The following is an 11,316-nucleotide window of genomic DNA, read 5'->3' as shown; positions in this document are numbered from 1 at the left end:
CCACGGGCCACGCATCCCGGCTGGGGCGTGATCTCAGGAATGCGTTTGGCTCGAAGGACTATGCCCGCGAGGAACTGATCGCGGAAATGGGTTCGGCCTTCCTCTGTGCCGCGCTGGGTATCGTGCCGACTGTACGGCATGCCGATTATATCGGCTCATGGCTTGAGGTGTTGCGTGAGGACAATCGCGCGATCTTTCGGGCAGCCAGTCAGGCAAGCAAGGCAGCCGATTGGCTGCTGGCCCGCCATGCGGAAGCCTCGGCATTGGGGCCAGGCAGCCCGGCGACCAGCGGCGGGAGGGCGGCGGCATGATCCTGCTTCCTGAACGCCTTCGCGTGGCGCTGAGCGTCAACACCGGACGTCAACTTGCTGCCCGCCGAGATGACCGGCCCGAGCCTGATCCAGTCCCCTTGCTCAAGCTGTTCAATCCGGTGGGATCGGCCATCTGGCTGGCATCGGAACTGGCCGAGGATGGCGATACGCTCTTTGGTTTATGTGAAGCTCAACATAAGCCGAACTATGTGAAGCCCGGTGATATGTTGAGCTGGCCGCAAAACGTGGCGGGCCGGTTCAGCTTTCTAGGCCACGCACTCAACATAACGCGCATGCTCCGATCGTCTCAGGACGAAAGGAACAGCAAAATGTCATACGCTAATTATCGCGATGATCTGCGCGAGCGCGTGGATGCCTTCATGGATCACCTCCGGCAGCAGGGTTACGCCGAAGGCACCGTTCTCCATTACAGCCACTGTTGCCGTCACTTCGCGGTGTGGCTCGCCGATCAGCGTGTCGCGCTATCATCGGTCGATTATGAGGTCGTGGATCGCTTCGCCACGCATCACTGTACGTGTCCGGGGGCGTTCAGGCATGGCAGTCAGCGGAATCGCAGCTACGTCGCCTCGATCCGGCGCTTCGCCCGCTATCTGGCCGACCTAGGGCTGACCCCAAAATCGATCTGGGGCGAGAAAAGCGATAACCGGCTTCGCCCGTTCCGCGAATGGCTGCGCCAACATCGCGGCACCAGCGACGTCACGAACCTACGGCATGTCCATGCGATCAGCACATTGCTGCCGCAGTTGGGTAACGATCCGACGCGCTATGACGCCGCGCTGATCAACAGGGTGATCCTGAGGAATCTGGAGCAGGCGTCGCGGGCCAGCGTCCAATTGATGTGTGGCTCGTTGCGGATGTATCTGCGGTTCCTCTCGGCATCCGGCGCGTGCCCGCCAGCGCTGGTCGGCGCGGTCCCCCGGATACCGCGATGGCGGCTTGCGACGTTGCCGCGCTACATCCTGAATGACGATGTGGAGCGCGTGATCGCGTCATGCGATCCGGGCACCGCCCGGGGGCTTCGCGACCGTGCGATCCTGCTGCTGCTAGCGCGCCTTGCCCTTCGCGGCGGCGATGTGGCGAACCTCGACCTGGGCGATATCGACTGGGATAACGCGCTGATACGCGTGGCTGGGAAAACACGGCATGCCGTGGCGTTGCCACTCCCGCAGGATGCTGGTGACGCCCTGCTTGCCTATATCGAGCACGCCCGACCAATCGCCGCGTCCAGCAAGGTGTTCCTGCGTGTGATCGCGCCGTTCGTGCCGTTCGCATGTTCATCGCCGATCGCAACCATCGTGCGGGATGCGCTCGCCCGTGCAGGCGTGGACAATGCTAATCTGCGCGGCGCTTATCTACTCCGCCACTCGGCCGCGACGAACATGCTGCGGACTGGTGCGACGCTCGATGCCGTGGGCGCGGTGCTTCGGCACCGTTCGCCGGAGACGACCGCGATCTATGCCAAGGTCGATACAGCGATGCTCGGCCAGATCGTGCAGCCGTGGATCGGAGGTGCGTCATGCTGATGACTGCCCATGTCCAGCGCTACGTCGCGATCAAGCAGGGGCTTGGCTACAGCTTCGTCGACCAGGCGCAAATGCTCAACAAATATGCCGCGCTAGCCGATGAGCGCGGGGACGAACATACGCTCGCGAGCCGGATCATCGAATGGTCGTCAGCAGCGCCATCGAGTCTTGGATCGCGCGAGCGCCTGCGGGTCGCACGCGCCTTTGCGGTCTCCATGCACGCCGAAGATAACCGCAACGAGATACCTCCGCGCGACATGTTCGGGAGGGGGAAGCGGCCACGGCCTCGTCCGCATATCCTGAGCACGGCGGACATCGCGCAGATCATGGACGCCGCGCTATCAGTCCCGCCGATCGCATCGATCACGCCCTACACCTATCACCATCTGTTCGGACTGCTTGGTGCGACGGGACTGCGCGTGTCCGAAGCGGTAGCGCTGTGCGACGGCGATGTTACGCCCGACGGGCTGGTGATCCGCGAGACCAAGTTCCACAAGAGCCGGCTTGTCCCGATCCATGAAAGCACGCGGAGCGCGCTCGCCGACTATCTGATGCTCAGGCGTCGGATCGGCGGCCAAAGCCCGCACATCTTCGTGCTATCGACGGGTGAGCCTCCCGATCACGCAACGGTGAGCCGAACGTTCATTCGGCTCGCGCGACAGCTTGGCCTGCGCGGCCCGGTGAGCGAGAGCGGCCCGCGGTTGCATGATCTTCGTCACAGCTTCGCGATCCGTTCACTCGAACAATGTGGCGGTGATCGCGCAGCGATCAATCGCCACATGCTCGCGCTTAGCACCTACCTCGGCCACGCCTGTCTCTCCGACACCTACTGGTATCTGGAAGCGACCCCGGTGCTGGTCCGCCAGATCGCGCAGGCGACCGAGGCCTTCCGGAAAGGCGGTGCGGCATGACAGCCCTCGCACCACACCTCAGCGCGTTCCTGCTTGAGCATCTGCCACGTGATCGCGGCGCCAGTCGCCACACGATCGACAGCTACGCCTATGGCTTCCAGTTGCTGGTCAGCTTTGCCGCAAAACGGCTGCGCGTCCGACCTTGCGCGCTTGAGATCGAGCAACTGAACGCAGATATGATCCTCGCCTTCCTCGATCATATCGAGACCGGCCGCCAAAACACGCCGCGCACCCGCAACGCGAGGTTGGCAGCGATCCGGTCCTTCTTCCGCTTCCTCGAATATCGGGCACCTGCATGCCTCCACGTCGCCACGCAGGTGCAGGCCTTGCCCGCGAAGCGAGTCGAAGAACCACTGGTCGATTATCTGACGCGCGCCGAGTTGCAGACCGTGCTCGATGCACCGGATCGACACACGCGATCCGGCATCCGCGACCGGGCGATGCTGCACCTAGCCTATGCCTGCGGCCTGCGCGTCTCGGAGTTGACCGGGCTCCAGCTTGACGACGTCACCAGACCCGCGATCGATACCATCCACGTGCTCGGAAAGGGCCGCCGCGAGCGTGTGTTGCCGCTGTGGAAAGAGACGCAAACGGTCTTGCGGGACTGGCTCCGGATACGTCCCGCGACCTCCGACAATGCCGTGTTCCTCAATGCTCGCCGAGAGGCGATGAGCCGTCACGGCTTCGCCAATCGGCTCGCTGTGCACATCGGGACAGCGCAACGTTCAGCCCCGAGCCTTGCGCGCAAAAGAGTAACGCCACACGTCCTGCGACACACCTGCGCCATCCACACCCTGGAGGCGACCGGCGATATCCGGCGCGTGGCGCTGTGGCTTGGCCACAGCAGCGTGACAAGCACCGAGATCTATCTGCGGATCGACCCAAGCGAAAAGCTCGACATCCTCGATGCAGGCGTTCCGCCGCAGATCAAGCGCGGCACGTTCACCGGGGTCTCTGATCGCCTGCTGGCGATGCTGGAGGCCAGCCATGGCCGATAATTATGTGAAGCAATCAAACGCCGGTGCCGCGCAATGCGGCACCGGAAAGACCCGGCTCAACATAACACGGTGCTCCACATACTTTGGCCTTGCCGATCTGGGTTTTGGTTGCCCGGAACTCGGTTCCTTCAGCCTGCATGAGATCGGATCGGTACGCCTGCCTTTTGGCCTGCAGATCGAGCGCGATCTCTATTTCTCGACACCCCATCCCCTGTCGGTCTGGACGGAGACGGCTCACCAGTTGGGCTCGATTGCTCAGGCAGAGATCGCTTTGCGCCGATTGGACGCATCCCCTGTTTCGCGGCCCCACTGAGGTCAACCGCGAGAAGCGCGGGCGGGCGTTCTCCCGCCCATCTGAAAACCGGTCCGTCGATCGTGGAAGGTCAGAACGGACCGGCACTCGCTTGGAGTAACGCTGATGAAACTCGACTTTATCGATCTTGGCAAGCTGTCTGTCAGCAAGGCGAACATGCGCTTTTCCAAAAAGGCACCTGATGTGTCCGATATTCTGCCCACCGTGCGGCAGCGCGGGGTAATCGTGCCGTGCCGTCAGTCGCCGATCCTCGAAGGACAGCGTCACTCGATAACAAGCCGCAAAACTGACGGATATCCGCCAGAAAAATGCATCGGAGGACAGTTGACGTATGACCTAAGATCCCGATGAGGTGACCCGCTGGGAAAGCTTTACCCGGCTGGTGAAAGAGGGGCGCAGCCTCTCTGAGGTTGCGATCACCTTCGGTCTGCCCGAGATCGGGGTGAAGCGCATCCTAGCGCTGGGCAATCTCCTGCCTCGCATTCGTGACCTCTACCGCCGGGACAGGATCGATGGTCCGACGATTCGCCATCTGACCATGGCCAGCAAGAGCAGGCAGCGGGACTGGCTGGCCCTGTTCGATGATCCGCAAGGCCATGCGCCTTGCGGCCATCACCTCAAGGCCTGGCTCCTGGGTGGACAGTCAATTCCGGTCAAGCACGCCCTGTTCGACACCGAGGGCATGGTCGGGATCATTGCCGATCTCTTCGGGGAGGATCGCTATTTCGCTGATGGCGAGACCTTCTGGGCAGCGCAGAACGGGGCCATCGAAACTCGCCGTCAAGCCTATCTCGAAGCTGGATGGGGTGATGTGGTCATCGTGCCGACATCAGAGCATTTCCACCATTGGGAGCATGAGAAGGCCCCCAAGCGCAAAGGCGGGCGCGTCTATATCGATCTGCACCGGGATGGGGAGGTGGTCTTTCATGAAGGCTACATCACCACGACGGAAGCCCGCCGCATCGAGCGGGGCGAGCCTGCCTCGACCGAGGAAAAGCCCGCTCGCCCGGAGATCACCGGCACGATGCAAAACTACATCGACCTGCATCGCCATGCCGCCTTGCGGGCTGCATTGGTCGGGCATGCAGGCGTGGCCCTGCGGTTGATGGTGGCGCATGCCATTGCCGGATCGCCGCTGTGGTCTGTCAGGGTGGAGCCCCAGACGACGCGCCATGACGGCATCCGCGAGAGCGTGGAGAACAGCCGGGGCGAGGCTGATTTCGATGTCGCGCGGCGCAGGGTTCTGGCTTTGTTGGGTTTCTCGGCGGAGGAACCTACGGTGACGGGCGGGGCGCTGAGTGCCAAGGGGTATGGGAGCAATCTGGTTGCGGTCTTTGCCCGGCTGTTGGCGCTAGGGGATGAAGAGGTGCTTTCCGTCATTCCTGTGGTGATGGGCGAGACGCTGGCGAGCGGCAGTGCCATTGTCGAAGCGGTCGGGCAGCATATCGGGATGGACATGGCGCCCTATTGGCAGGCTGATGATGCCTTTTTCGAGGTGCTGCGCGATCGTGACGTGCTGGCGGCCATAGTGGAGGAGGTCGCGGGCGAAGTCATCGCGGGTGCCAATGCCGGGGAGAAGGGCAAAGTCCTCAAGTCCATCATCCGTGACCATCTTGAGGGAGTGGAGGGGCGCGAGAAGCGGCAGGACTGGGTACCGCGCTGGATGGTGTTCCCGCCTTCGGCTTATACCGCGCGGGGCGGTGTCGGGACGGTTGATCAGGCTGCCAGAGTTGCTGATGCCCTTGCCGAGTACGATGGGACTAAAGATGAGGATGACCTCCCATTCCTGGAGCAGGCGGCATGAACCGCGATCCAGAGCGGCTGATTGCCGCGCTCGATCAGCTCCCGATGGTGCTCCGTCTTGTCTATCTCTTATCGGCGAGGGACGACATGAATTATGCCGATATCGCTTTCCGGCTGGGGGTATCTCAGAAGGAAGTTCAAGCCCATCTGGCGGAAGCTCTCGTGCAGCTGGTGGGACTGCTGGATGATCCATAAAGGGAGGGAGGACGCCCTTCATTGCCTATTCTCGCCGCGAGCTTCGGCCCCTTGAGCAAGTCTCAAGGGGCCTTTTCTTGCCCGCCATCGTCACCCGTTTCGAGGTGAGGCTCCCGGCTGGAAAACAGCCGATAGAATGCCTCTTCGCTAAGGCGCTGTCCCTCCTCGGTCAGGATAAGCGACCTGGCCTTGCCCACCGGATCAAGGATCAGGCCTTTGTGGTGGAGCCTCGCAAGGGCACTCCAATCAAAGGACTTCCAGGCGCGCCATATGGGTGTGGGGCTGCCGTCATCGTGCAGCGTGAGGTGCATCAAAGCCAACACCGCTTCATCAATCAGATCAGGGTCGATCTCGGGCCTGTTCATTGGTCCCTCTGTGCTCGCCAATGATCTCCATCGCGTCCCAAATCCTAGCACGCCGTTCGGTGGCTGCGCCCTGATTTTATTCCAATCCCTACGGTGATTTGGAGATTTGTCGGGTTGCTGCTATGCTTCTCGGGCGTTGCGCAAAGGGCAGCGCCGGGACTGGTAATCCCGTCGAGAAAGCGATTCCTGGGCGACTTCCGTTGCCCGGGGTGGCGTTGCGCATGTCCAGGTACCTCGGTGCTAAAGGCAGCGGCGCATGTCTCGACGTGTTACCAGCCCCGGCACCTCCCGCGCTCAGCGCGCGGGAGTTACGGGACCTTTTCACCGCATCAGTCCCTCGCTTCCGCCAACCCGCGATGATGCGGAACGGAGGTGCATATGGTTGAGCCTGCCCCCACGTCGAATCCCACGCCAAAGCGGCGAGCGAAAAGGCGTCGACCGCCGCCGGCGTTCATAACGGAATCGTCATCACCCAATGATGATGAACTTGAAGAACTGGCTGTACATTCCGGGCACCAGCCGCTGAAGCTGATACGCTCCAGGGAGGGGCGTGAACTTAGCGAATGCCGCTTTCATACGGCACTGGAATTCTTCCCGTCCCGTCGTGCGACCGAGATCGCGGGGGTTACGGACACCTTCTATAAGGCAGGCATCACAGCCCAGTTGGCCTTGTCATCCCACTTGCTTGATGTCGGCTTTCCGGATCGCTGGTGTGCTGCCCATATAGGGTACAAGATCGCCCAGTCGCTAAAATATGCAAACGCGACCGGCCTCAGCCACAATTGCCCGAATATGGGCCATTTGGCGATGGTGCTGAACCCCTATTGGAAATGGAATACCATGTCGATTGCGTCGCGTGGTGTGCCCAAGGATGGTGGTTTCACCCCTGAGGAAATCCGGTCCTTGTTGAGAGCGTTGCTGATGCGGATCAGTGATGTGACTGGCCATGCCATACCCCAGAAATTTTGGAATGACCCGGATCGATGGGGGCCGGAGATTGCGCAAAAATAGCCTGTCTCTGTGTTGTGCGTCCCCCGCTGGCGGCAGCAAGGTTCCACTCCTTTTTCCTCCACCGGGCGCTGGCGTTGTCCTGGCGCCGGAGGCGCTGCGCCCCAGACGCAAACCACCGAGACACCGTGAACAAGCTCTTTTCAGCCATGATCGCATGGCGGGCACAGTCACATCTTTTCTCAGCGCAGATGCGCAACAGAGGTGCTTATGGAGAATGACGCCTTCCCACACCGATCTGGAAGCTTTCTCAAATGGGTGACGCACAAACCTTATGATCGGCGGCAACTCGCCACAGCCATAACGAAAAATGTGTCGTTAGCGGACCTGTTCGAAAGGCTGGGAGATCCGCCCATGAACTTGCGCCCGACGGCGGACGGGGATGACCTCGCAAAACACCGGTATAAAACTGCCGAGATGTTCTATCCCGTCCGTGATTTCTGGCCAAGGGACAGGATCAGCCATCTTTACTACAGTGCGGGGATGACTGCCCAATTTGCGCTCTCAGCACACATTTTGAAGGCTGGCGTTCCGGACAGTTGGTGCGCTGCCCGAATAGGATATTTGGTAGCCCATTCACTGGCCTATGCCAACGCCACAGGGCTAAATCATCACTGCCGTCGAATGGCTCGCCTTGCCGCCGTCTTGACCCCATACTGGCGATGGAACGCGCACAGCAAATTCCAATACGGCCATCCGGACGATCCCGGATTTGAGCCTGATGAAATATGCTCACTCCTCCGGGGGCTTCTGGCCAAGGTGCGCATGACCACAGGCTTTGCGCTGATTGATAATGATCTGGCCTGACGTGAGGCTAACCTGTTTGGCGGTTCCAGTTGAGCAGGTCAGGTTGAGCAACCATCTGAAATTGGATGCGATCCTTTCACTATGAGCGACGAAGGGCGTTCAAAGATTTCGGACGACCTCAAGGAGTGGTAACGGCTCACCTTCTTTGACTTGCTGGGTCGCCTGGGCGATCTGAGCACGGCTTACCACGCGCTGGCCGGAAAACGCCTCGGGCAGGAAATCCGTGACGTAATGCTCCGGTCCATTGTAGGCGACGGAGCCGGTGGTCGCTTCGAAATCGAGGCAGAAGAAGAGCAGGTGATGGGCCCGCGTTTCAGTCTGGCGGAAGGCTGGGCCACGCTTCGTTCCGGTCGCTTTTACCTGAACCGTCCGGCCATCCCTGGCATAGCCATCGATCCCCTCGGTCGATTTCGTTTCAACTAGCCTGACGCCAAAAAGCTCTGCCGCAATGGCTTCGCCGATGTCGCCCACCAGGTTGCCGCGAGGGTGAATTTCAGCTCGACCTGACTGCCTTGCGCCCGAAGGATTTCTTCATAATGGCTACGCACCTTGTTCCTGGCTTCGAGCAAGTGGGCGATCGCAGGAGGTAGGGGAAAGGTGTGCATCTTTGTCATCCTGCCTTCTCGAAAATGGTTGAGCCCGGGCCGATCTCGGCGTGATGCTTGGGGCACATTGAGGCTTCCGGGGGCATGGTGCTTCTGGGTAGCTCCAGGGTTCCAAGGTGACGGCATGACTGCCGTTCAAACCTGATTTGATCTAGCTGAAAGGTCAGCGGGTTGCCTCCCGCTTCGTCAATTGATCGGGCGCATTCGCAAGCTCATGCGGAGGGCCTGACGCACGCCGGAAGGGGCGTAAGTTGTAATGCACCGTACGCACGGGTGCTGTGCGATATAATGATGCTACTTCAATGAATTAACCGTGTGATGCGTGCCACACAAATTTGTAGTTGGCCTGTGAGGCACGCATCACAAGATGGGTGCCGCTTTTTCATGTATATGAAAATAGAGACCTTTCCCTTGTGAGGCCTGCATCACAAGCAAGAAAATCACGGCCACCGCAGATGGCTTGCTCTTGTGTCGATTTTCGGGTTCCTCGAGGTCATCTCTCGACCGAGATCAGGGCAACTAACCCGCTTGAAAAGACGAGCTGGGTCGGTTACGGTTCTGTTGCTTCACCAACCTGTCGGAGGCTCTTTTCAAGGAGCTTCTGTATTATGCATAAAATCGATATTCGCCTTGATCAGGCGATTTTTGATCTGCTCATCAAACAAGCTGATGATGCTGGTGTGCCTCTTTCACTCTACTGCCGTGATCTCCTGATCCAGGCTGTCGATGACGAGCAGCGACAAGCAGGCGCGTCATGCGATGACATGCTTGGAACCTCGATACAGATCCTGTCGATCCTGGCGACCTATGTGGGGACAGAAATCCCTGAGGTGTTGGAACAGGGGCTGAAGGAAGCAAGGACAATCCTCATGGAACGTGGCCTTCTGGCCGACGGTGACCCGAAATGAGAGGGCATATGCCTCCCCGGCGGGACCTGCGGCAACCCGTTTCAAGCGATCTCGGATCGACGGGACCTTCTTCGGTTTCAGGATCTGTCGTCCCACATCGATCGGGTGTGGTTCAGCAGCAAATTGCCGATCGTATCATTCGTCTGAAAACGGTTTTGGCTCGAACGGGGCTTTCCCGATCGACGATTTATCGCAAGATCGCCGATGGCAGTTTCCCTCGGCAGATTGCCATTGGAACGCATAGCGCTGGTTGGCGGGAGTCAGCCATAGATCGTTGGATTGAGAACCCGGTTGGGTGGCGTGAGTCCGGGCGAGAGGGTGCTGCCCTGCATGATTGACAGGATCATGCAAAATGCTTTGTCGACTAGGATGATCTCACTTTGAAGGGGAGGCTCGTGGTCCAATTTTGTGGTCAATTGGTTGGCCAGATATTTCTCCGGGTTGGAACGAGTGGTTGTAACAGAAGGCCCTCGTTCCCCCAACCTATGCTAAGGCTTGGATGGGCGCAGCGCAGCTGCCGGAAACATTCGTGCCCCCTGCAAAAGGGGGGGCTTGTTGCTTCACACAGACCAGCCTCGCCTTGATCATCACCGGTACAAATCTTGACTTTTTGCCACATATTACCTGTTTCAGGAGAGCGGTTATGATCCGCCTGAGAGGAAGCGATGCCCGGTCATGATCCGCGCGCCATTGCCAATGAGTTCATCAAGCTCTCAGGCAATCGGCCCTTCAACCAGATGTGGTTACAGAAGCTCGTCTATATGGCGAACGGCTGGAATCTGGCCATCAACCACAACCCGCTCACCGATGCCCGCATCGAGGCTTGGGATGGCGGCCCGGTCTATCGCAAGATCTGGAACCACCTGCGCGATTACGGCTATGACGCCGACAGTAAGCTGCTGTGCCGCCCCAGCGATGGCCCTTATGAGGCGCCGCTCTCGCAGGAAGAGCGCGATGTGATCGAACATGTCTGGAAGCGCTATGGCGATTACAGCGGCAACGAGCTGTCGCAGATGACTCACCATAGCGGCACGCCCTGGAGCAACACCTATTTCGGACGCGGGCGCAACGCCGCCCTCGATGAAGGCGAGATTCAACGCTACTTCGTAGATCTGGCCCTTGCCGGACGACAGTAACCTCCCTCAGGTCACGCTCCATGACATCGACACCGCCCCCACCGGGTAAGTGCATCCGTCACGCAATGCCGTCCCGGTGTCCGAAAGCGATCTGCGCGATGCTCTGGCGCGGGTCAGCAATGAAAAAGAAGCGCTGCGGCAAGAGCTGGATGCGACGCGCAAGCATGTCCGCACCATCCAGATTCTCGATGAGCTGATCGAGCCCTATGCGCGCAAATCCTTCACCTTCATGTGCGTCTATTGCGGTGTGGTGGCGCTGATTCTGCTGCTGGATGGCTGCCAGGTCACCGGCTTCAAGCTGCCTGATGAGGTGCTGAAATATCTGGTGGGCAGCACCGCCACCACGGTGATCGGTCTGGTTGGCATGGTGCTGACGGGCATTTTTGTCGGGGCGCGGCGGCGCGAGGATTGA

Annotated in this window: 16 protein-coding genes; 14 read left to right on the top strand and 2 right to left on the bottom strand. The window is 60.0% G+C overall.

The annotated features are described in order from the left end of the window. The 8 genes from SR3_RS24260 to SR3_RS24235 all read left to right on the top strand — a co-directional run. On the top strand, positions 1–311 hold a 311-nt coding region (locus tag SR3_RS24260; RefSeq protein ID WP_245654081.1), incomplete at its 5' end, for a zincin-like metallopeptidase domain-containing protein. Beyond that, positions 308–1,855: a tyrosine-type recombinase/integrase gene (locus tag SR3_RS24255; protein ID WP_084455879.1), complete on the top strand. Its 1,548-nt coding sequence runs from the start codon at positions 308–310 to the stop codon at positions 1,853–1,855. The genes SR3_RS24260 and SR3_RS24255, both read left to right, overlap by 4 nt. Then, the gene (locus SR3_RS24250; RefSeq protein ID WP_307563986.1) at positions 1,849–2,766 is read left to right on the top strand and encodes a tyrosine-type recombinase/integrase; all 918 of its coding nucleotides are present in this window, start codon (positions 1,849–1,851) and stop codon (positions 2,764–2,766) included. The genes SR3_RS24255 and SR3_RS24250 overlap by 7 nt, the downstream gene beginning before the upstream one ends. Further along, complete coding sequence (locus SR3_RS24245; RefSeq protein WP_068091742.1) at positions 2,763–3,764, top strand: tyrosine-type recombinase/integrase; 1,002 nt, start codon at positions 2,763–2,765, stop codon at positions 3,762–3,764. Before SR3_RS24250 ends, SR3_RS24245 begins: the two co-directional genes overlap by 4 nt. Next, positions 3,754–4,077: a DUF2958 domain-containing protein gene (locus SR3_RS30865; RefSeq protein ID WP_245654080.1), complete on the top strand. Its 324-nt coding sequence runs from the start codon at positions 3,754–3,756 to the stop codon at positions 4,075–4,077. The genes SR3_RS24245 and SR3_RS30865 overlap by 11 nt, the downstream gene beginning before the upstream one ends. Before the next feature lie 105 nt (positions 4,078–4,182). Continuing rightward, entirely contained in the window at positions 4,183–4,428 is a 246-nt protein-coding gene (locus tag SR3_RS32125; RefSeq protein WP_174549185.1) for a hypothetical protein, read from the top strand. Position 4,429: 1 nt separating this feature from the next. Next, positions 4,430–5,881: a chromosome partitioning protein ParB gene (locus SR3_RS24240; RefSeq protein WP_068091740.1), complete on the top strand. Its 1,452-nt coding sequence runs from the start codon at positions 4,430–4,432 to the stop codon at positions 5,879–5,881. Next, positions 5,878–6,075 (top strand): sigma factor-like helix-turn-helix DNA-binding protein, encoded by a 198-nt coding sequence (locus tag SR3_RS24235; protein WP_068091737.1) that lies wholly within the window; start codon positions 5,878–5,880, stop codon positions 6,073–6,075. Before SR3_RS24240 ends, SR3_RS24235 begins: the two co-directional genes overlap by 4 nt. Positions 6,076–6,137: 62 nt before the next feature. On the opposite strand, the gene SR3_RS24230 is transcribed toward SR3_RS24235, so the two are convergent. Beyond that, on the bottom strand, positions 6,138–6,440 hold the full coding sequence (locus SR3_RS24230; protein ID WP_068091733.1) for a DUF6429 family protein: 303 nt from the start codon (positions 6,438–6,440) through the stop codon (positions 6,138–6,140). A gap of 378 nt (positions 6,441–6,818) precedes the next feature. Between SR3_RS24230 and SR3_RS31605 the strand changes: the two genes are divergently transcribed. Continuing rightward, positions 6,819–7,451: a hypothetical protein gene (locus tag SR3_RS31605; RefSeq protein ID WP_157099088.1), complete on the top strand. Its 633-nt coding sequence runs from the start codon at positions 6,819–6,821 to the stop codon at positions 7,449–7,451. A 207-nt stretch (positions 7,452–7,658) separates the two neighbouring features. Then, complete coding sequence (locus tag SR3_RS31600; protein ID WP_157099087.1) at positions 7,659–8,255, top strand: hypothetical protein; 597 nt, start codon at positions 7,659–7,661, stop codon at positions 8,253–8,255. 99 nt (positions 8,256–8,354) lie between these two features. Here the strand turns inward: SR3_RS31600 and SR3_RS24225 are convergent, their stop codons facing one another. Continuing rightward, positions 8,355–8,729 (bottom strand): DUF6998 domain-containing protein, encoded by a 375-nt coding sequence (locus SR3_RS24225; RefSeq protein WP_407668204.1) that lies wholly within the window; start codon positions 8,727–8,729, stop codon positions 8,355–8,357. A gap of 739 nt (positions 8,730–9,468) precedes the next feature. Between SR3_RS24225 and SR3_RS24220 the strand changes: the two genes are divergently transcribed. From SR3_RS24220 to SR3_RS24210, 4 genes are all read left to right on the top strand, one after another. Continuing rightward, positions 9,469–9,768 (top strand): hypothetical protein, encoded by a 300-nt coding sequence (locus SR3_RS24220; RefSeq protein ID WP_068091730.1) that lies wholly within the window; start codon positions 9,469–9,471, stop codon positions 9,766–9,768. A 122-nt stretch (positions 9,769–9,890) separates the two neighbouring features. Continuing rightward, complete coding sequence (locus tag SR3_RS30860) at positions 9,891–10,106, top strand: helix-turn-helix transcriptional regulator (RefSeq protein WP_245654082.1); 216 nt, start codon at positions 9,891–9,893, stop codon at positions 10,104–10,106. A 327-nt stretch (positions 10,107–10,433) separates the two neighbouring features. After that, entirely contained in the window at positions 10,434–10,904 is a 471-nt protein-coding gene (locus SR3_RS24215; protein ID WP_068091729.1) for a Panacea domain-containing protein, read from the top strand. A gap of 76 nt (positions 10,905–10,980) precedes the next feature. Beyond that, on the top strand, positions 10,981–11,316 hold the full coding sequence (locus tag SR3_RS24210) for a hypothetical protein (RefSeq protein ID WP_157099085.1): 336 nt from the start codon (positions 10,981–10,983) through the stop codon (positions 11,314–11,316).

Origin of the sequence: Novosphingobium rosa NBRC 15208 (assembly GCF_001598555.1) — a bacterium.
Taxonomy (GTDB): domain Bacteria; phylum Pseudomonadota; class Alphaproteobacteria; order Sphingomonadales; family Sphingomonadaceae; genus Novosphingobium; species Novosphingobium rosa.
Note: the sequence above shows the minus strand (reverse complement) of the source record. Positions and strands in the feature narration are given on the sequence as shown.